The organism is Sneathiella litorea (assembly GCF_009882915.1).
GTDB classification, from domain to species: Bacteria; Pseudomonadota; Alphaproteobacteria; order Sneathiellales; family Sneathiellaceae; genus Sneathiella; species Sneathiella litorea.
In genome coordinates this window covers 547,624-567,720 of the sequence record NZ_WTUW01000009.1, presented here as the reverse complement: position 1 = coordinate 567,720, position 20,097 = coordinate 547,624, and the positions used below count along the sequence as shown (strand labels likewise).

At 53.0% G+C, this 20,097-nt stretch carries 19 protein-coding genes; 15 read left to right on the top strand and 4 right to left on the bottom strand.

Features of this window, described 5'->3' with window-relative positions:
• Window positions 1-24: 24 nt before the first annotated feature.
• Window positions 25-801 carry an SDR family NAD(P)-dependent oxidoreductase gene (locus tag GQE98_RS16700; RefSeq protein WP_161316868.1) on the bottom strand — a complete coding sequence of 259 codons (777 nt, stop codon included), beginning with the start codon at window positions 799-801 and terminating at the stop codon, window positions 25-27.
• Between the two features lie 318 nt (window positions 802-1,119).
• On the opposite strand from GQE98_RS16700, the gene hemP reads away from it, so the two are divergent.
• From hemP to GQE98_RS16635, 13 genes are all read left to right on the top strand, one after another.
• On the top strand, window positions 1,120-1,293 hold the full coding sequence (gene hemP, locus GQE98_RS16695) for a hemin uptake protein HemP (protein WP_246157363.1): 174 nt from the start codon (window positions 1,120-1,122) through the stop codon (window positions 1,291-1,293).
• Window positions 1,294-1,375: 82 nt separating this feature from the next.
• A complete protein-coding gene (locus GQE98_RS16690) occupies window positions 1,376-3,412 on the top strand; it encodes a TonB-dependent hemoglobin/transferrin/lactoferrin family receptor (protein ID WP_161316866.1) in 2,037 nt (678 codons plus the stop codon).
• A complete protein-coding gene (locus tag GQE98_RS16685; RefSeq protein ID WP_161316864.1) occupies window positions 3,406-4,263 on the top strand; it encodes an energy transducer TonB in 858 nt (285 codons plus the stop codon). The genes GQE98_RS16690 and GQE98_RS16685 overlap by 7 nt, the downstream gene beginning before the upstream one ends.
• Window positions 4,264-4,278: 15 nt before the next feature.
• Window positions 4,279-5,370, top strand: a complete 1,092-nt coding sequence (locus GQE98_RS16680; protein ID WP_161316863.1) for a hemin-degrading factor — start codon at window positions 4,279-4,281, stop codon at window positions 5,368-5,370.
• The gene (locus tag GQE98_RS16675; RefSeq protein ID WP_161316861.1) at window positions 5,360-5,968 is read left to right on the top strand and encodes a MotA/TolQ/ExbB proton channel family protein; all 609 of its coding nucleotides are present in this window, start codon (window positions 5,360-5,362) and stop codon (window positions 5,966-5,968) included. The genes GQE98_RS16680 and GQE98_RS16675 overlap by 11 nt, the downstream gene beginning before the upstream one ends.
• Window positions 5,965-6,393, top strand: a complete 429-nt coding sequence (locus GQE98_RS16670; protein WP_214646505.1) for an ExbD/TolR family protein — start codon at window positions 5,965-5,967, stop codon at window positions 6,391-6,393. Before GQE98_RS16675 ends, GQE98_RS16670 begins: the two co-directional genes overlap by 4 nt.
• Window positions 6,393-7,226, top strand: coding sequence for a heme/hemin ABC transporter substrate-binding protein (locus GQE98_RS16665; RefSeq protein ID WP_161316857.1), 834 nt, complete (start codon window positions 6,393-6,395; stop codon window positions 7,224-7,226). Before GQE98_RS16670 ends, GQE98_RS16665 begins: the two co-directional genes overlap by 1 nt.
• Window positions 7,223-8,266, top strand: a complete 1,044-nt coding sequence (locus GQE98_RS16660) for a FecCD family ABC transporter permease (RefSeq protein ID WP_202526358.1) — start codon at window positions 7,223-7,225, stop codon at window positions 8,264-8,266. Before GQE98_RS16665 ends, GQE98_RS16660 begins: the two co-directional genes overlap by 4 nt.
• Window positions 8,263-9,027, top strand: coding sequence for a heme ABC transporter ATP-binding protein (locus tag GQE98_RS16655; RefSeq protein ID WP_161316855.1), 765 nt, complete (start codon window positions 8,263-8,265; stop codon window positions 9,025-9,027). Before GQE98_RS16660 ends, GQE98_RS16655 begins: the two co-directional genes overlap by 4 nt.
• Before the next feature lie 89 nt (window positions 9,028-9,116).
• Window positions 9,117-10,376 (top strand): NAD(P)/FAD-dependent oxidoreductase, encoded by a 1,260-nt coding sequence (locus GQE98_RS16650; RefSeq protein WP_161316853.1) that lies wholly within the window; start codon window positions 9,117-9,119, stop codon window positions 10,374-10,376.
• Between the two features lie 9 nt (window positions 10,377-10,385).
• Window positions 10,386-11,387 carry a 4-hydroxyproline epimerase gene (locus GQE98_RS16645; protein ID WP_161316850.1) on the top strand — a complete coding sequence of 334 codons (1,002 nt, stop codon included), beginning with the start codon at window positions 10,386-10,388 and terminating at the stop codon, window positions 11,385-11,387.
• 10 nt (window positions 11,388-11,397) lie between these two features.
• Window positions 11,398-12,501, top strand: coding sequence for a cis-3-hydroxy-L-proline dehydratase (locus GQE98_RS16640; protein ID WP_161316848.1), 1,104 nt, complete (start codon window positions 11,398-11,400; stop codon window positions 12,499-12,501).
• A gap of 92 nt (window positions 12,502-12,593) precedes the next feature.
• Window positions 12,594-13,487, top strand: a complete 894-nt coding sequence (locus GQE98_RS16635; RefSeq protein ID WP_161316846.1) for an alpha/beta fold hydrolase — start codon at window positions 12,594-12,596, stop codon at window positions 13,485-13,487.
• A gap of 113 nt (window positions 13,488-13,600) precedes the next feature.
• Here GQE98_RS16635 and GQE98_RS16630 read toward each other — a convergent pair whose 3' ends face one another.
• The 3 genes from GQE98_RS16630 to GQE98_RS16620 all read right to left on the bottom strand — a co-directional run bounded on the left by GQE98_RS16630 (window position 13,601) and on the right by GQE98_RS16620 (window position 17,352).
• On the bottom strand, window positions 13,601-14,680 hold the full coding sequence (locus tag GQE98_RS16630; protein WP_161316844.1) for a saccharopine dehydrogenase: 1,080 nt from the start codon (window positions 14,678-14,680) through the stop codon (window positions 13,601-13,603).
• A 15-nt stretch (window positions 14,681-14,695) separates the two neighbouring features.
• The gene (gene amaB / locus GQE98_RS16625) at window positions 14,696-16,204 is read right to left on the bottom strand and encodes an L-piperidine-6-carboxylate dehydrogenase (protein WP_161316842.1); all 1,509 of its coding nucleotides are present in this window, start codon (window positions 16,202-16,204) and stop codon (window positions 14,696-14,698) included.
• Window positions 16,205-16,341: 137 nt separating this feature from the next.
• A complete protein-coding gene (locus GQE98_RS16620) occupies window positions 16,342-17,352 on the bottom strand; it encodes a lipid A deacylase LpxR family protein (RefSeq protein ID WP_161316840.1) in 1,011 nt (336 codons plus the stop codon).
• A 206-nt stretch (window positions 17,353-17,558) separates the two neighbouring features.
• Here GQE98_RS16620 and GQE98_RS16615 point away from each other — a divergent pair, with 206 nt between their 5' ends.
• Both GQE98_RS16615 and GQE98_RS16610 read left to right on the top strand, forming a co-directional pair.
• On the top strand, window positions 17,559-18,383 hold the full coding sequence (locus tag GQE98_RS16615; RefSeq protein ID WP_161316838.1) for an enoyl-CoA hydratase/isomerase family protein: 825 nt from the start codon (window positions 17,559-17,561) through the stop codon (window positions 18,381-18,383).
• A gap of 78 nt (window positions 18,384-18,461) precedes the next feature.
• Window positions 18,462-20,096: an acetate--CoA ligase gene (locus GQE98_RS16610; protein WP_161316836.1), complete on the top strand. Its 1,635-nt coding sequence runs from the start codon at window positions 18,462-18,464 to the stop codon at window positions 20,094-20,096.
• Window position 20,097 lies beyond the last annotated feature (1 nt).

Genomic DNA, 20,097 nt, shown 5'->3' with positions numbered 1-20,097 from the left:
TTTGATCCTTTTTATTGTTTATTTCTATCGGGGCGCCATGCGAATTGCGCCATCCAGTCGGACGTCTTCCCCATTAAAATATCCATTGCGGCACATTTCAAGGGCCAGAGATGCATATTCTTCTGGATTACCAAGGCGGGACGGGTTCGGAACCTGGGCCGCAAGGGCGGCTTTGACCTTATCCGGAACCCCTTGCATTAGCGGCGTGTTAAACAGGCCGGGCAAGATCGTATTTACTCGAATGAGCTCCTGCGCGAGATCGCGTGCAATCGGCAGGGTCATCCCGATTACCCCGCCTTTTGAAGCGGAGTAGGAAGCTTGCCCCACCTGGCCATCCTCTGCGGCTACGGAGGCTGTATTGATAATCACGCCGCGCTCCCCCTCGATAGGGTCAAGGGACATCATCCCGGTCGCGGACTTCGCAATACAGCGGAAAGTGCCAATTAGATTGATCTGGATGATCATCTCGAATTTATCCAGCGGAAAATGTTTAATCTCTCCAGTTTCCCTGTCCCGACTTGCGGTCTTGATTGCATTGCCTGTGCCGGCGCAGTTGACCAGAATTCTTTCCTGACCGAGTTTTTCGCGAATGGTGGCAAAGCCTGCATCGACCTCTTCTTCTGAGGTGACGTTGACCTTCGCAAAGGCACCGCCAATTTCCTTTGCGGTTGCATTGCCCAATTCTTCGTTCAGGTCGAAAATGCCGACCTTAACACCCTCAGCCGCTAGCTTTCGTGCCGTTGCGGCACCGAGACCGGAAGCTCCACCGGTAATAATCGCCGTAATTCCTTTAAGGTTCATTTTGATTCATCTCTCCCTTTTTTTGTTTTTTACAGAGAATGAAGTTCCCCTGAGCCATATTTTTGTGTTGCTGTGGCATCGGGATTTAGAACTGTTATTTTCCTGAGTCAATTTAGGCAGTGTGGACCTCTAAAGATAGAGAAAAATAGTACTCTGTAACCACAATTTGGGCGAGATGAGGGGTTTTCTAAAGTTGCTCCTAGTTTCTTATTGATAATAATTCGCAAGAATGCAGTTGACTCTTATCTTCGCTATTGATAATCATTCCTAGAAACAAGCTAAAATATTGTAGTTATTTACGAAAAGAACGGTCAAAACATGCTGGATAATCAATCCGATCGCAAAAGCAATAAGCGGATGATTATGCTTGTAGAGGAAACCTTGCAGAGCGGAGACTTATTCGCGAGCAGCAAGGAACTCACGATCGCTCACAATGGTGAAAGCTACAAGTTGCGGCTTACTGGAAATGGAAAACTGATTCTAACCAAATAAGCAATTAGCCCGCCACCCAGCCACCCGATTACACGGCAGCCAGGCAGCAAGCAAAAGCGACATAAAATAGAAAGCTGTTGTTATGCGCCGAACCCTGCCGCTTGCCTGCCTGGGCACGCTCCTTACAAGTACTTGTCTTACGCCTGCCGTTGCTGCGGAAGCCAGCGATACGCCAACTGTGTCACTGGATACGGTCACGGTATACGCTACGCGGAGCCCGCAGTCTTCCTTTGAAGTTCCGGCGATGACGTCGAATATCGATACGGAAGCGCCGGGCAACGCGTTGGCGGGGGACACAGGAGATCTTCTTGAATTTACACCGGGTGTCGAAGTAGCGGACGGACCACGTCGAAACGGGCAAACTGTTTCAATCCGTGGGTTTGATGATGAGGCAATTATCACCCTTATTGACGGTCGCCGCCAGAATTTTGAGGCAGCGCATGATGGACGGTTCTTTATTGATCCGTCGCTTCTGAAGCGGGTGGAAATCGTCAAGGGGGCGTCTTCTTCGATTTATGGCGGCGGCGCAATTGGTGGCGTGCTGGCCTTCGATACGAAGGATGCAGCTGATATGCTGAATCCCGGTGAGAATTTCGGTGTCTATACCTCAATGGGATACAGAACAGCGAACGAGGAATATTCGCCGGTGGTCTCTGCCTATGGCCGGACAGGTGCGCTGGATATAATCGGTATGGCCGCTCTCCGGAATTCTGGGGATATCGAGCAGGGTAATGGCAATAAGCTGATTTCGGAAGACAACCTGATTTCGGGAACCTTTAAGGTTGGCTATAGCTTTAACGACTTCAACAGTTTGAAGTTTATATACCAGGGCCTCAATAATGACGGGCAGGAGCCGAATAATGGCGGTAGTGCTGTCTCGGCCTCTAACCCGGTGGTGGACAAAAAAGTCAATGATAACCAATTCGGGTTAAAGTACGAATTTGAAGATCCGGCTAACAGTTGGCTGAAGCCGAAACTCCATCTTTATTACAATACTACCGAAGTTCGCGAAGAAGATATTTCCGGAACGAATTTGGGGCGCGTACAAACACGGGACATGAGCACTCTCGGCTTTACGGCGGATAACCAGACGGTGCTCACAATTGATGAGTCACAAAAGCATACTTTCTCCTATGGTTTTGAAGTTTACCATGATGATCAGACTGGCACGATAACCGGCGGTGGAACGCGCCCCGGCGTGCCGAATGCTGACGCCACAAACTATGGTTTTTATCTGCAGGATGAAGTCGACCTGATGACATCTGCTGGCCGGTTCCTGATTATTCCTGCGGCGCGATTTGACTCCTATCGCAGCAGTGATGATGCCGGTAATTCCCAAAGCGAGCATAAGGTTTCACCAAAAATTGCCGTTAGCTATCTGCCAAACGACAACGTGATGTTTTTCAGTAGTCTGGCTCAGGCGTTCCGGGCACCGAACCTGACAGAGCTCTATGCTTCGGGACAGCATTTTCCTGCAGTGGCGCCCTTCTTTCCGGCTAACTTTTTTGTTCCAAACCCGGATCTTAGTCCGGAAACAGTTGTCACCTTTGAAATCGGGGCAGGTGTTAGCTTTGATGGAGTTGTTACAGAAAATGACAAGATGGCGATTAAGGGATCCTGGTTCATCAGTGAAGGTGACGACTTCATTACGCAGGAAGTGGACGTTTTTGGCGGAACGACAGAATATGTCAATATTCCGAATGCCCGCCTGTCGGGGTTCGAGGTTGATGCAAAATATCAACTCCATCCAGTGACGGCGAAACTTGGCCTTTCCTATGTCGAGGCGGAAGACAAGGATACGGGTGAGTATCTTTCCAATAACGTGCCGCTGACAATGGTCGCTGATTTTTCCTACAACGCCGAGGAAATTGATAGCACTTTCGGTCTACGCGGACGTTTTGCCGGAGCGAATGATAAAGTCTCCAGTTCGGATGTACCGACCCCCGGATACTCAGTATATGACGTCTACTATCGCTGGGCCCCCCGTGAGAAGGAGCTGGAAACCCTGACTGTTGATCTGGGCGTTTCAAACATTCTCGATAAGGCTTACACGACTGCCTATGCCGGCCTCTATGAGGAAGGACGCAGTTACAACGTGAGGGTGGCCTATAAATGGTAGGGGCGGCGTTCGCACAACCGGTGGATTGGGGCAGGAAATGGGTTGTCTTTCTTGGCCTGTCCATCTGTGCGAACGCCTTTCTCCTATCGCTTGTAAAGTTTAATTCCAACATGGAGCATGTTCTTGATGCGCCAGTAATGAAAATTCAGTTGATGGCATTGGCGCGACCAGCGGTGTCAACCCCACCTGTTCCGACAAAGGTGGAGCCTGCTTTTGCGCCGCTTTCGTCAATGCCGGTTCACGTCCGGCCTGTTGTTACAACTCCTTTTGCGCCTGAGAAAGTTGTGGTCGTACCCAAGCAACCGCAACCGAAGGCCGAACCTGTTGCGGAGGCGAAAATCCAGCCAGTACCGCTTCCGAAGGTTCGGCCTGGCGCAACCAGAGCAACATCCGTAAAAGCGAAGACACCCCCACCGGTCGAATTGACAAAGGTTGTTCCCAATGCGGCTGAAGAAGCGCCGGAAAAGATGGTTGTCGAGAAAGTAGCTATCAAACCGGAGACACAACCTACGCCTCAATCACAGGCAGTTACGTCGCCTCCGGTAACGGCTGAAAACAAGGGGGAGGATAACTCGACTGTCATTCATGAGGCGCACTATCGCCATCAAGTGCCGCCATCCTATCCCCGGCGCGCGCTAGACCTTGGACAACAAGGGACAGTTACGTTGCATGCAGAAGTAATGCCGAGCGGTACCCCACGAGAGCTTAAAATTGCCAAATCGTCTGGGCATCGCTTGCTTGATATGGCGGCTTTGGCGGCCGTCAAAAAATGGAAGTTTGAACCGACCAATGTCGACGGGAGTGCCGTAGTCAGCTGGGTCCGCGTTCCCGTGAATTTTGTCATCCACTAAAAGGCAGGAAATCTTATGAAGGATACAACACTAACCAACACTCTTCTTTCACCGAAGGAAATCAGGGCTGAATATGATCGGCTCAAAGAGCAGGACGGAATGCGTGCTCGGAATGCTGCCAGTAAGATCGGTATTTCTGAGGGGCAGTTGGTTGCCGCGCGGGTCGGGAAGGATGTTGTCCGTCTGGGCGACGACGCAGAAGTAATTTTGAAGGACGCTGTCTCTCTTGGGGAAGTAATGGCGCTGACTCGTAACGAGCATTGCGTACATGAAAGAAAAGGCATTTATGAAAATCCCAGCTTTTTTCAGCATGGACCAATGAAGACAGGATTATTCGTTAACCCGGACATTGATCTCCGCCTGTTCATGTCCCATTGGAAGCATGCCTTTGCCGTCACCGAAATGGGAAAGGCTGGCGCTCGCAGGAGCTTGCAGTTTTTTGACGGAGCGGGAGACGCCATCCATAAAATCTATCTCACTAACCATTCCAATGAGACCGCCTATGATGATCTGGTTTCAAAGCATCGTCATGCTGAACAGGAAACATCTATCAAAATTGAGGGCGCGAAGCCAAAGCCGGTGGAACGCCCGGATTCAGAAATTGATTGGGAAGGATTTCGTACCACTTGGGAAAACCTGAAAGATACCCATGACTTCTTTCCCATGCTTCGGAAGTTCAAGGTGGGCCGCGTTCAGGCTCTAAAGAAAATCGGCACTGATTTCGCGGCCGAGCTCGATAACAGCGCCGCGCGTCTGGTGCTTGACCGGGCACGGGACAGCGACTGCGAAATCATGGTCTTCGTTGGTAATAAGGGTTGCATCCAAATTCACACCGGTCCGGTAAACAAGCTAGTAGAGGCGGCGGGCTGGTATAACGTTCTCGATCCAAAATTTAACCTGCATCTGGATGAAACCGGCATCAGCCATACCTGGGTTACAAGGAAGCCGTCTGCAGATGGGATTATCACCGCCGTTGAAGTTTTCGATAAAAACGATGATCTGATCGTGACCTTTTTCGGCAAGCGTAAACCCGGGGTGCCGGAGCTTGCCGAATGGCGGGAAATTGTTGATAGCCTTTCGCTTAAGGAGGTAACAAATGTTGCCTGATTGGCTGTCGTTCTCGCGTCCGGACTGGTTTTCCCAAATGGGAATGATGGCCTGGCCGCTGGCTGTGTGCTCCGTTCTGACCGTTGCTGTCGGACTGGAGCGCCTTGTGTTTACTATAAAGGCAGTTGCAGAATCGAAGGCGCAATATGGCCGGCTTGCTGATTATGTGCGCGCCAACAAAAACCAGCCAAAAGCTGTGCGGGACGAGCTTGTCGGGGTAGCGCTGAATGACTTCAGGCGTCCGTATTACAGTGGCATCAAGACCCTGCGGCTGATTGGAATGATCAGCCCTATTATTGGCCTGCTGGGAACCATTCTCGGGATCATCGCCTCATTTAAAGTCATCTCCATCCAGACGGGGCCCGTTTCCCCTGCGCTTATTGCTGATGGCCTTTGGGAAGCGATGTTGACCACGGCGGCGGGTCTGATGATCGCTTTACCGGCATTGTTGATGGCGCATTTTTTCAGTGCATTCAGTGACCGGAAATTGGAAGGTTTCTGTCTGGAACTCAATCGTCTTTCCCTGACGTTTGAAATAGCGAAGACAGAGCAGAAGTCCCAAGTCGTTGAATTGAGCGCAGAGGCGCGCCGACTATGATTACGCTCCAATCCGAAGACTCAAATGGAGGAACGATGAGGGATCTTGCGCCGGATTTAACTCCGATGTTGGATATCCTTTTTATCTTGCTGGTCTTTTTCCTGCTAACCGTCGGAACGACACTTCGCGCGCTTGATTTACAGCTTCCGTCCGCGGTGGAAAAAGAGTTGGAGCAGTTGAACGAACCTCGCCACTTCATGCTCGAAATTCGGAAGGGATCTTATGCTCTTGACGGTGAAGAAATCGCTGATTTTGAAAACCTTAAAGCCGCGATAGCCAATGCCCTCACGGAGCGGCCGGATTATGAAGTGGTCGTCGCCGGGGATCGCCGCGTTGCCATCGAAGAGTTACTCAAAGTGCTGACATACCTGCAATCGCAGGGGATAGAGGCCGCCAATATTCTTATGCAAAAAGAAACAGATTAATGATTAGAATTCTTACCGCTTTACTTATGTTTATCTCAACGGCTGCCTACGCGGATGCGCCCAAGCGAATAGTCTCAGTGGGCGGACCCTTGACAGAGACCATCTATGCGATTGGGGCGGGGAACCTGATCGTTGGCAGTGACACGACCAGTTACTATCCAGCTGAGGCTGCATCTACGCCAAAAGTTGGCTATCAACGTGCATTGAATGCGGAAGGCATTCTATCCCTCAATCCAGATCTTGTCATTTTGTCCGAAGAGTCTGGTCCACCAATCGTGCTTGAACAGTTAAAGTCGGCTGGGATCAATATGCTTACTGTTAAAGCAGGTCGTTCGCTTAAGGATGTGAAGGATAGCATTGATATTCTCGCAAAGGCGCTGGATAAACAGACAGAGGGAAATCAGCTCATTGCCGATATAAATGGTGCCGAAGAGAAATTGAAAGCGGCCAGTGCAGCGCAAGAACCACCAAAATCGGTCATGTTCATTTTGCAGCACAGTGGCGGCGCACCGATGGTTGCGGGTCAAAAAACCGCGGCTGACAGTATTATCAATCTGGCTGGCGCGACCAATGTTGTCGCTGATTATGAAGGCTATAAACCCTTATCGCCGGAAGCGGCAGTAAGTCTGGCTCCTGAAATTTTACTGGTAACAACACAGGGGCTCGAACAAGCGGGGCGCAAAGCGGCCCTTTTGGCATCTCCGGGGGTGTCTTTGACACCGGCGGCAAAAAATGCGCGGATCATTGCGATGGACGCTTTGCTGCTGCTCGGCTTCGGCCCGCGGACGGCTGAGGCTGCTCTCGAGCTTAAACGCCAGTTGAGCCAACCATGAGCCTGCTTGAAAGAACGGTCCCGATGCCCTCTTTCCTGAAGCAGGTAAGAATTCCAGCTCTGTTACTGCTTGGGCTTTTATTGCTCGGTGTGGCGGCTGTTGCCACGTCAATTGGTGCGGTCTCGATTCCTCTAACAGGTATAATTGGTGCAGACCTGACTGACCAACAGATGGCGGTTCTCAGCTCCATTCGGCTGCCAAGGGTACTTTTGGCTATCATTGTCGGGAGTGCCCTTGCTGTGTCCGGGGCCGCTATGCAGGGTCTTTTCCGCAATCCCTTGGCTGATCCGGGCTTGATCGGGATCGCGACAAGCGCCGCCCTTGCGGTTGCGATTGTCATCGTCCTTGCAGGGCCCATCACTGGCTATTTCGGGCTTTATGCGATGAGTATCGCGGCGTTTGTCGGGGCGCTGGTTGCCTGTTTTGTGATTTTTCGATTTGCGAAACTGACGGGCACTTTCTCCGTCACTTATATGCTCCTGACCGGGATAGCCATTAATGCGATGTCGGCTGCCGGTGTGGGTTTCCTGACTTTCCTGAGTGATGATCAGCAACTGAGAACCCTGACTTTCTGGACCATGGGAAGTTTAGGGGGGGCGTTATGGGTTTCAGTGATTGTGGTGACAACGATCATAGTGCCATCCGGGTTGATCCTTATACGCAATGCGCGGGAGTTAAACGTGCTTTTGCTGGGAGAAAATGAGGCGCAATATTTGGGTGTTGATGTGGAACGGTTGAAACGGACAATCGTCATTTGCACAGCGCTATCGGTCGGCGCGGCTATTTCGGTTAGCGGGATTATTGGTTTTATCGGGTTAGTGGTTCCCCATCTTGTCCGGTTAACGCTCGGCCCCGACCACCGACTATTGATCCCGGCATCCGCATTTCTGGGCGCAATCATGCTGTTGTTGGCGGACACGGTGGCACGGACAATTGTTGTTCCTGCGGAAATGCCGGTCGGCATCCTGACCAGCATGATCGGCGGCCCTTTTTTCCTTTGGTTGCTTATCAAGCAATATTCCGGAAGGTTCGGCCTGTGATTACGGCAGAAAACATTACCTATTCAATTGGTTCACATAGAATTCTTGCGAATATCTGTGCGACTTTCAACCCTGGTAGGGTGACGGCAATCCTGGGTCCTAATGGCGCGGGAAAGTCGACTTTTCTGAAATGTTTGACGGGTGCTTTGAAACCAGATGAAGGCTCCGTCACCGTTGATGGCAGGGATTTGCATCAATATTCCCTGACAGAACTGTCCCGCCGCCGTGCGGTCCTGTCGCAGGCCAACCCGATCAGTTTCCCCTTTACTGCCCATGAAATTGTCGTCATGGGCCGAAACCCCTATTCACTTGAGAAGACTACCGCCTCAAATGCCGAAATCGCGGATGAGGCTCTGGCCCTCGTCGACGCCTGGCATCTTCGGGACAGGGCATTTCCAACGCTATCCGGCGGGGAGCAGCAGCGGGTTCAGTTTGCACGAGTCATTTCGCAAATATGGGAGCAGGAAGGGGCTTCTCTTTTTCTGGATGAACCCACTTCCGCGCTGGACTTAAAACATCAGCATCAATTGCTGGAACTGGTACAAATTCTCTCGACTGAGAAAAACCTCACGGTCGTCATTGTCATGCATGATCTTAATCTCGCTTATTACAGTACGGACCACTGCTATTTCATCAAGGATGGCGGGATACAGGGCGGAGAAGACTCCAAGGACTTAATCAAGGCGGATATCATTTCTGAGATTTTTGACCTTCCAAAAGAATATGCCGCCATGAGATTTGGCGGGCAGTTTGCCGATTAACTCACTCTGTTAATCTCCGCTTTGGGGAACGGCACCTTTAGATTAACATGCCAGACTTCCGTTATATAAAACGCGGTTGGAAGAATACGATGTCTGGAAAAGCAGCGAACAAGGCAGAGATTATTGTCATCGGCGCCGGGATCATCGGCATCACGTCGGCCATCGAGTTGCAGGCAAAAGGCGCGCAGGTAACCGTGCTGGATAAAACTGGTGTCGCGGCGGGTGCGTCTCAAGGAAATGCTGGGGCTTTCGCTTTTTCTGATGCGGCGCCGGTTGCATCCCCCGGTATTATCCGGAAGGCGCCAAAATGGTTTCTGGATCCGTTGGGTCCGCTCTCCGTTCCGCTGCCCTATGCCATCCCGATTCTTCCCTGGATGTATCGCTTCTTGCGCGCGAGCCGGCCTGAACAGGTGAAGACGGGGATAGAGGCGCTCACGACGTTGATGACCGTGTCCCGCAACCGTCTTGTTTCCTTCATGGAGGAAACCGGCACCCATAATATGCTGCGCCAGCATGGCAATCTGCAACTTTATGAAAATCGCAAATCGTTTGACGTGAATATGCCGTGCTGGCACGCTCGAGCAAAGAGAGGGGTCAAGTTCACGGCCCTGACAGACCCTGATCAGATTGCGGAATATCAACCGGGTATCGACCGGCGCTTCGTTGCCGCCGTTGCGACGAATGACTGGTATGGCATTTCCGATCCGAAGGATTACACGGTCCAGCTTGGTGAATTCTTTAAATCCAGAGGTGGCAAGGTTGTTATTGCAGGGGCTGTCGCGCTTCAGTCAGGGTCGGAAAGAGTTTCTGTCAAGCTTGAGGATGGAACAGAACTGTCGGCAGATCATATTGTTGTCTCCGCTGGAGCCTGGTCCCATCATCTAGCCAAGACGATCGGGGATAATATTCCGCTGGAGACCGAGCGAGGATATAATACAACACTCCCCGTCGGTGCTTTCGATCTCAAACGACAGCTATCCTTCGAGGAGCATGGGTTTGTTGTAACTCCGTTATCGAGTGGCATTCGCGTTGGCGGTGCGGTGGAACTTGGCGGTCTGAAACTGCCGCCAAACTATCGGCGGGCGGATGCGCTTCTACAAAAGGCAAAGAATTTTCTGCCGGAACTCAATACCGAAGGCGGTCGGCAGTGGATGGGGTTTCGCCCGAGCCTGCCGGATTCAATCCCTGTCATCGGGCATGCAACTAAGTCAAATCGTATTACCTATGCGTTCGGGCACGGCCATCTTGGTTTGACCCAGTCGGCAGGAACCGCCAAACTGGTGGCTGATCTGGTAATGGACGTCGAAAATGACATTGACCTCACACCCTATAGTCCCCGACGCTTTTAGGGCAGTCGCATGACACAATATACATTCCAGTGCATAGATGGTCATACCTGTGGCAATCCGGTGCGGGTGGTGACGTCCGGCGGGCCAGAGCTTGACGGCGAGACTATGCTCGCTCGCCGCGCGCATTTTATGCGGGATTATGACTGGATACGCACGGGGCTGATGTATGAACCGCGCGGGCACGACCAGATGTCGGGGACAATCCTGTACCCGCCGACCCGCTCGGACTGTGACGTCGCTGTCTTGTTTATTGAAACATCTGGCTGCCTGCCCATGTGCGGGCATGGAACCATTGGCACGGTAACGATTGCAATTGAAGAAGGGCTTGTTAAGCCGAAAACGCCCGGGAAGTTGTGTCTTGATACTCCCGCGGGAAAGGTGGTTGCTGAATACCGGATGGAAGGGAAGCATGTTGAAGAAGTACGGATTACCAACATCCCGTCCTTCCTTTATGCCACAGGTCTTAGCGCGACTTGCCCGCATCTCGGTGAGATAACTGTCGATGTGGCTTATGGCGGAAATTTCTATGCGATAGTGGAGCCCCAAGCGAACTTCACGGATATGGCCGATTACTCAGTCTCTGACCTGATCAGATGGAGCCCGGAACTCCGGGCCGCGCTCAATGAAAAGTATGATTTTGTTCATCCGGAACAGCCGGGCATCAAGGGTCTCACCCATATCATGTGGACAGGTCGGCCGACAGTGTCGGGTGCCACCGCGCGCAATGCTGTTTTTTACGGGGACAAGGCGATTGACCGCTCTCCCTGCGGTACGGGAACTTCGGCACGCATGGCGCAATGGTGCGCACGAGGCGACCTGGCGGTTGGCGAAGAGTTCAAACATGAAAGCATAATCGGTTCGATCTTTAATGGCTGGATTGAGGGAACAGCAAAAATCGGGGATGCCGCCGCAATCATTCCTTCCATCGCGGGATGGGCGCGTGTGACGGGATATAACAGAATTATCATCGATGATCGCGATCCCTTTGCCCATGGGTTTGTCGTGAGATAAGGAGCAATGCATGAAAATTACCGCGATAAAGGCCTGGCAGATTGACCTTCCCCTGAAAGAAGGACGTTATAGCTGGTCCAATGGCAATTTTGTTGAGGTGTTTGATAGTACGGTCGTCGCGGTAGAGACCGATGAAGGATTAACCGGTTATGCGGAATGCTGCCCTTTAGGGTCGACCTATCTTCCTTCTTACGCGAAGGGCGTGCGGGCAGGCCTCGCCGAGATAGGCCCGCATCTGATTGGGCAAAACCCGCTCGCGCTAAACGAAATCAACCGGGTGATGGACAGCAGCTTGCGAGGGCATCCCTATGCCAAGGCGCCGATTGATATCGCCTGCTGGGATATTCTTGGCAAGACGACCGGACAGCCAGTTTATATGCTTCTTGGCGGGGCGATGCAGGAGGATGTCGCGCTTTACCGTGCTATATCACAGGAAAGCCCAGAGCAGATGGCCGCGAAGATATCGGGCTACAGCGCAGAAGGATATACAAAGTTCCAGCTCAAGGTCGGGGGTGATGCGAATGAGGATATCGAACGGATCCGCGCCACCCGCGCGATCCTGAAGAAGAGCGATATTCTGGTCGCGGATGCCAATACCGGCTGGACCCGTCATGAGGCGGCGCGGGTTGTCGGCGCGATCGCTGGTCTGGATGTCTATATCGAGCAACCTTGCCTGACATATGAGGAATCGGTGTCGATCCGCCGGCGCACGGGGCTTCCCTTCGTGCTGGATGAGGTCATTGACGGCCCGGGCGTTTTGGTGCGCGGGATTGCCGAGGATGCGATGGACGTCATCAACCTCAAGATTTCGAAAGTGGGCGGCCTGACACGGGCCCGCCTGATGCGGGATCTTTGCGTTGCTTCCGGTATTCCCATGACGATCGAGGATACCTGGGGCGGGGATATCACGACAGCCGCCATTGCCCATCTTGCCCGATCAACACCGGAAGAGTTCTGTTTTTCCGCGACGGATTTCAATTCCTACGGCACCGTGACAATCGCCGAAGGTGCGCCAAAACGGATAAATGGCCGGATGACGGCCTCCGATGCGCCAGGTCTTGGGATCACGCCAGACTTTGACGTGCTGGGAGAGCCGGTTCTGACAATTGCCTGATCAGGCCACTTGCGCTTGGCCCGGTTAAGCGCGTAAAACGGATTGAAAAAAATCCTTTCGGGATCACCCCATCAACAGAAAGAAGAGAAGAAATGTCAAAAATTTCCGCAAATGGTATCGAAATCGAATATGAAACCTGGGGCGATGCCGCAAATGATCCGCTTGTCCTTGTGGGCGGGATCGGTGTGCAGCTGACCTCCTGGAACGAGACTTTTATCAAGGCGCTGGTAGAGGCTGGCTTTTATGTTGTCGCCTATGATAACCGCGATGTCGGTCTGTCTACCAAATTTGATGACTGGGGTCCGGCAGATATTCCGGCGGCTTTTGCTCAGGCGCGGGCGAAGGAGAAGGTTTCCGCGCCCTACACATTAGAAGACTTGGCGGATGATGCCGCAGAACTGATTTCCGCTCTCGATTTTGGCAAAGCGCATATTCTCGGCAGTTCGAACGGAGGGGCTATTGCGCAGACCCTTGCCTACAGGCGTCCGGAATGCGTGAAATCGCTGGTTTCAGTTATGGCGACATCTGGCCGACGTGGGTTGCCACGCCCGTCGGAAGCGGCGGCAAAATGGCTGGGGCAGCCTCGCAACCCCGCAGGAACAAGGGAAGGCGCGGTAGAGGATGCGATCGCGAGCGCCAAGACAATTGGCAGCCCAGCCTTTCCAGTGGATGAAAAGCTACTGGCGGAGCGCGCCATTGCTCTGTTTAAACGGTCCTACTATCCGGAAGGAAATGGCCGTCATCTCCTCGCAAGCCTTGCTTCCGGTGATAGTCGAGTGGCACATCTGTCCGAGATTACCGCGCCGACCCTTGTTATTCATGGACGGGAAGATCCACTAGTTCCCCTATCCTGTGGGGAAGATGTTAAGAATTCCATCCCCGGTGCGGAGATTGTCGTCATCGACGGGATGGCTCATGATATCCCGGATGAAGGCGTGCCGACAATGGTTGAAGCAATATCACGGAACGCGAAAAGAGCGGGTTAGGGAAAGCAGGAAATTTATTTTTATATTAACCGGTTAAAATCACCAATATGGAATTAAGTTTCTAGATTAAATAATTCAAATAACCCATTAATTTATGGTTGTGAATTGATGTTCTAGTGACTTAATTCTAATGATTTTTCATCGAAAATTCTGCCTGCTCTGCCCCAAACTCCCTTTTCTATTTCTGCAAGTGTGAGCAGGGAGGGGAGGAGTTGTGCAGCGTAGTCTTCACTGCTCTCTACCGGCAACATGGAGGGCAGATTATCTATTGCCATTACGTCAAGGGGCGGGGTTCCCTCACTCGCCCGGATGACCGGACTATCGAAGGAAGTGGCGTGATCATAGACCGGTATCGGGTTGTATGGGCTGCTGGGATCGCAGGATACATCGGCAATGACGGAGAGGCGGCGCGGTGCGTCAAGGGCTGATCTGGGCACGAAAACCGGCACGCCTTCCTGCGCGAGAATGCAATTCACAAACAAATCATGGTCTAGTATTTCAGGATAAGGTCCGCCATGGGCCGTCTCGGCCATATCCCATTTCGTGACCTGAAGGCCGAGGGATTGCAGACAATCGGACGCTCCGCTGCCGACCCGGCCTAGCGCCCCTATAACAATGGCGTTCGGTTTATCGGCCCCGGCCGCCAATGCGCGGGACAGGTCTTCTTTCAATTGATTGATCAGAGTATCGCGCCCTGGATAGACATCGATTTTCTTGGGTCCGGGCCCCTTGCCGAATTGCTCCGCCAGCCAGACCATTATACCAACGGCCGCCCCGGCAAAACCCGCCCAGTAACCAAAAGCGGCAACGCGGCGGCCCGTCTCATCAGTCAGATATTCAAGGTCATAGAGCCTGCCGCCGCCTTCCTTGAAACGACGGAGCAGCGCGGGGCCATCGGCTTGCCCCTTATAGGCATGGCCGAACATGATATGCCGGTGGATGAGGGGAGAGGTATCATCGGGAAGCTCCTTGAGACCGAAGATGATTGTGTCTTTCGGGGCAGTTGGCCAGCTGCCCTCCGCGGCGAATTCGCAACCTGTGTCGCGATAGGCAGCGATGGGAATGGCGCGGCTGCTGCTTTCCTCAACGGTCACCCGAAATCCCGCGGAGAGGAGGGAGCGAACCCCCTCCGGTGTGATGCCCACCCGTTGTTCATTTTCACGCTGTTCCGCGCGAACCCAAAGATGCGTCATGCTTTGCCTTAATTCTCAGATATCGAAAGAGACACCCTGTGCGAGGGGGAGTTCTTTTGAATAGTTAATTGTGTTAGTCGCGCGGCGCATATAGCCTTTCCAGGCATCCGATCCGCTTTCGCGACCGCCACCAGTTTCTTTTTCGCCGCCAAAGGCTCCGCCGATTTCCGCGCCCGATGTTGCGATATTCACGTTGGCGATACCGCAGTCAGACCCGGCTGCGCTCAGGAATAGTTCCGCCTCCTGCATGTCGAGCGTGAAGATGCAGGATGACAGGCCTGCGCCAACTTCATTGTGCCAGCGAACAGCGTCTTCCAGATTGTCGTATTTGATGACGTAAAGGATCGGTGCAAATGTTTCCTGCCGGACAATCCCCTCATGTTTCGGCATTTCCACCAGAGCGGGGCGGGCGTAATAGGCGTCGGCATGACCCTCATCAACCCGTTCACCGCCCGTCACTTTACCCCCGGCCTCCTTCGCGTTGGCGAGAGCGTCCTGCATCTGGTCAAAGGCCTGCTTGTCAATCAACGGCCCGACCAGAGCCTCTCCTGTCAACGGGTTGCCGACGGAGACGGACTGATAGGCTTTCTTTAGGCCCGGTACCAGCTTGTCATAGATTGAGCTATGCACGAACAGGCGGCGCAAGGTGGTGCAGCGCTGTCCCGCCGTTCCCATGGCGCCGAAAGCAACAGCGCGCAACGTCATATCGAGGTCCGCACTGGGAGCGACAATGCCGGCGTTGTTGCCACCGAGTTCAAGAATGACCCGACCAAACCGCTCGGCAACCTTGGGTCCGACAATTTTTCCCATCCGGGTTGAACCTGTTGCGGAAATAAGGGCAACATCGGGGCTTTCCACAAGTGCTGCGCCAATGTCTCCGGCACCGATAACAAGGTTGAGTAGGCCTTCGGGAGCATCCCCAAACTTCTCTAAGGCGCGGGCCATGATGGCCATGCAGCCAAGGGCGGTAAGGGGTGCCTTTTCGGAGGGTTTCCAGATGACCGGATCGCCGCAGACAAGCGCGAGCGCGGTATTCCAGGACCAGACCGCAACTGGAAAGTTGAAGGCGGAAATGACACCAACTGGTCCAAGCGGATGCCATTGTTCCATCATTCGGTGGCCTGGGCGTTCGGTCGCGATGGTCAGGCCATAAAGCTGGCGTGAAATACCGACAGCAAAGTCACAGATGTCGATCATCTCCTGCACTTCACCTTCTCCTTCGGAAGGTATTTTCCCCACTTCAATGGAGAGCAGTCGGCCAAGATCCTGTTTTGCCGCCCGGAGTTCTTCTCCGAACAGCCGGACAAGTTCGCCCCGGCGCGGGGCGGGAACGGAACGCCAGGTTGAGAAGGCCGTTTTTGCATTTTTTATGGCCGCGGTGGTGTCTGCCGGGCTGTCAGTGGGAACTGTGGCGATTTCTTCCCCAGTTAATGGGCTGGTTACGGCCAGATCTCCGCTGGTATAGGCTGCCTTGGCAACGCCAAGACGCGCGAGAAGTTGGGCAGTTTCTTCAGCCATATTCATCACAGTTATTCCTTCTTTAAATCAAGATGTCTCGACAGTCGGTTGAAGCGCTTCATTCCATTTCTTTTATCGTTTATTGGCGAAAGATAAAAGAGGGAGTAAACGCTCTACCCAATATGCCGCAGCTATTGACCACTTTAAAAAGGAATCGATAAGCTCACGGCACCAAATTCGTCACCATTTGTCTGGCTTTTATACTCGCGCGACCGGAAGACATGTGTAAAGGCGAGACGCGCAGATTTTATCGTTACGGCCACACCGACTTGCGCGTCGGCGACGAATGGCTTTTTGTCTACACTGCGACTGTCGGTCCAGGTGTTCCCATCTAGAAAGATATTCCTTGCGACGGCGCGTGCATCAAGGCCGGCAAAAAAATACAGGCCGATTTCATTTCGCTGTTCAAAAAATCCGGATCCGGGAAGGCCCGGCTGGATTCGCGGCGGTCCATAATCATTGGGGAGGTTCCAGCCAAAGCGCATGGTCGCGCCTGCGTTGGCGTAGGTGTAGATATTACCAAGGGCTCCGCCGATATGCGGGGTCGCATCAATTGAAAACCCGTTTATTTCAGTTGAGACAAGGGCCCGCCAACTTCGTTGATAGGTGAGAACCAGGCCGGGTTCATTCTTGAGCTGAGTATCCCAGCCCTGCGGATCCGGCGAGTTAATAATTTTATGAACATACTTCTGGCTTTGTTCGGCAAGGGAGGCGGGGCCTACCACACCAAGTTGAAACTGGAGCTGATCAAGTTGCTTTTCACCAGTCTCGACGACAATGCCGACTGCACCATAAAGCCATCCCGCATAAGGCCGCTCATCCAACGGCGGATCTTCATCCGTGATATCGTTTGGGGTGTACATGTTTTGCCCAATGGCGTAGCTCGATCGGACCTTGCCCTTTTCCGGAAAAAAGGGCAGTAGCCTTGCCGCTTTCAGGGCCCATACCGGGGCATAATCGGGCTCTGACATCCAGGCAAATTGAACGCCATTGGTATAGTCCCTGTCCAGCCCAAAGAACAAATCATTTTCAAGAACGAATGTAAATGTGCCCGTATCCGCAACCTCGGCTTCAGACGCCTCGTTGGACAGCGCCGCGGATACCGGTGCCAGCATTAGCGCAGATGCAAATATAATGGGCCGAAACATTTTCATTTGCTGGATTTATCCGTAGATAATGGTGAGAATATGTCCATATTCGTGGGATTGTTATCGGAGGTTTTTCCCTTTGTTACATGAAGAAAGTTCCTTCAGTATTTTAACCCGCCCGTTATCATATAATTTCCTATACTGGCGCAATTGGGGTCGAGCGTACACAACATAACCATAATAAATAAAGCAAGAAAACGAAAGGACAGGGAATGGCACAGCTCACGATTGACCGGCGGGACAACATAGGCATTATTCGTTTCAGTAACCCGCCATATGGTTATATGGACGGTGAGACGGAAAGTGAGCTCGATGCGGCTCTGACGGCAGTAGAAGGTGACCCCGAAATCCGGGCTGTGATCTTTACCGGAGCGGAGAAGAGCGTTTTTATACGGCATTATGATGTTAGTGCCCTTTATGAGCGCAGTAAGGCAATGGCTGATCGTGGTCTCAAATTCGATCCCGCGCGTCCGGTGCCGGAGTCAACAATTCATAAATGTTACCGGCGCATTGAGGGGATGAGTAAACCCTTTATCGCGGCAATTAACGGCACCGCAATGGGCGGTGGGTTCGAACTTGCCCTTGCCTGCGATATCCGGATCGTGAAGGACGGCCCTTATGATCTCGGGCTGCCGGAAGTAAATCTTGGTATTTTGCCGGGGGCAGGAGGCACGCAAAGACTGACACGCCTTGTCGGAAAGGCAAAGGCTTTGGAACTGATGCTTCTTGGGCGCACAGTGACCCCGCGGGAGGCGGTGGACCTCGGACTTGCCAGCGTCTGCGTGGACGGGGATGTTCTGGATAAGGCAATGGAGGTTGCCTCGCTTCTTGCGTCTCGCTCCTCCCGCGCTGTGGGCCATATCAAGGATTTGATCCAGGGAATTGACGACCGGCCTGTTGAGGAGGGTTTCGCGCGGGAGAGAACATTGTTCTGTGACCTGATGGTGGATGAGCGGGGCCTTGAGGAGATGGGTAAAATGGCGGCGAGGGAGCGTGATATCAAGGATCCTGCGCTTGCAAAATTCAAAACGAATTGAGCCTGGCTGGCCTTGGGTCTATGCTATGATTGCGGGAAAATAAACAAAACAAAGGCAACGTCAGTATGGGAGGTGACGATGGATTTGGGGCAGTTCAACCGCGATTATAGGTCTGCGGTACAAGATTATAAACTTGATATTCCAGAAGATTTTAATTTTGCCTTTGACATTATCGATGGGCGCGCAGCGGAGAAAGATAGCACTGCCGTTATCGCGGTATCGCGTGATGGCGCCACAATAAAGGAAATTACCTATTCGGATTATGCGAAAGATTCTGCCCGGCTCGCCAATGCTTTTTTGTCCCTTGGGATAACGAAGGGAGATTTCGGTTGTCTGGTGATTGGCCGGATACCGGAATGGTACACGGTTCTCTTTGCCTGCATGAAAATCGGTGCCATATCTATGCCCGGGACTAACCTTTTAACGGCGAAGGATATCGCCTATCGAGTGCAGCACTCTAAAGCTCGTTTTATCATCGTCACGCCTGAGCATTGCGAGAAGGTGGACGGCGTGCGCAATGAATGCCCGACGCTGGAGCATTTCATTGTAGTGGGCGGAACGCATCCGGGCTGGCTCTCTTTCGATGAACTGGTCGCCAATGCCTCGCCGACGCTGGATCGCAAGGACGCGCCGCCGACGGTCGCCTCCGACATGATGATGGCTTATTTCACTTCCGGTACTACCTCCATGCCGAAGATGGTGCCGCGGGATTTCGGCTATGCCCAGGCCCATGTGGCCACGGCGCTTTACTGGATGGACCTGCGGGAAGGAGATGTGCATTGGACCCTGACCGACACGGGCTGGGCGAAAGCTGCTTGGGGCTTGCTGTTTCCGCCGCTTCTCGCCGGGGCGAAAGTAGTCCTTTATGACGGCGAGGGGGCGTTCGATGTGGACTTTCATTTGAAGATGATTGAACGGCTTGGGGTGACAACCTTCTGCGCGCCACCCACCGTCTACCGTTTGTTTGCTCAACATGATCTCAGCAAAGCTAACCTATCTTCTTTGCGTCGGTCTCTCGGGGCGGGGGAGCCGCTCAATCCGGAAGTAATCCGCTATTGGCAGGAACATACCGGAAATGTCATCGCGGATGGCTACGGTCAGACGGAAACCATCAATATCGTTGGCAATTTTCCGGGTATGGAACCAAGGTTCGGGTCCATGGGCAAGCCGGTTCCTGGATTTGATATCGATATCATCGATGACGAGGGCAACCGCCAGCCGGATGGGGAGGTTGGCCATATCGCCATACGGGCGGACAAGGGCAATTGGCCGCCGGGGCTGTTCGATGGCTATTACACCGGCGGAGAACCGGACACGGGATCGTTCCGTCATGGCTGGTACTTCACCGGGGATACGGCAAGGCGCGATGCCGATGGATATATCTGGTTTGAGGGGCGGGCGGATGACCTTATCAGTTCTGGTGCCTACCGGATTAGCCCGTTCGAGGTGGAAAGCGCCTTGCTGGAGCATCCCGAAGTGGTCGAAAGTGCCGTGATTGGCATTCCGGATGAAACACGTGGGCAGCTGGTCAAGGCCTTTATCATCCTGAAGACGCCGGAAAAGGCGGGGTCAGAGCTTGTCGCCGATATTCAGGATTTCTGCAAGAAACTGACGGCACCTTATAAATACCCCCGGCAGATCGAGTTTGTGGACAGCCTGCCCAAGACAATCTCGGGCAAGATCCGCCGGGTGGAACTTCGGGAGGGAAGCTAGG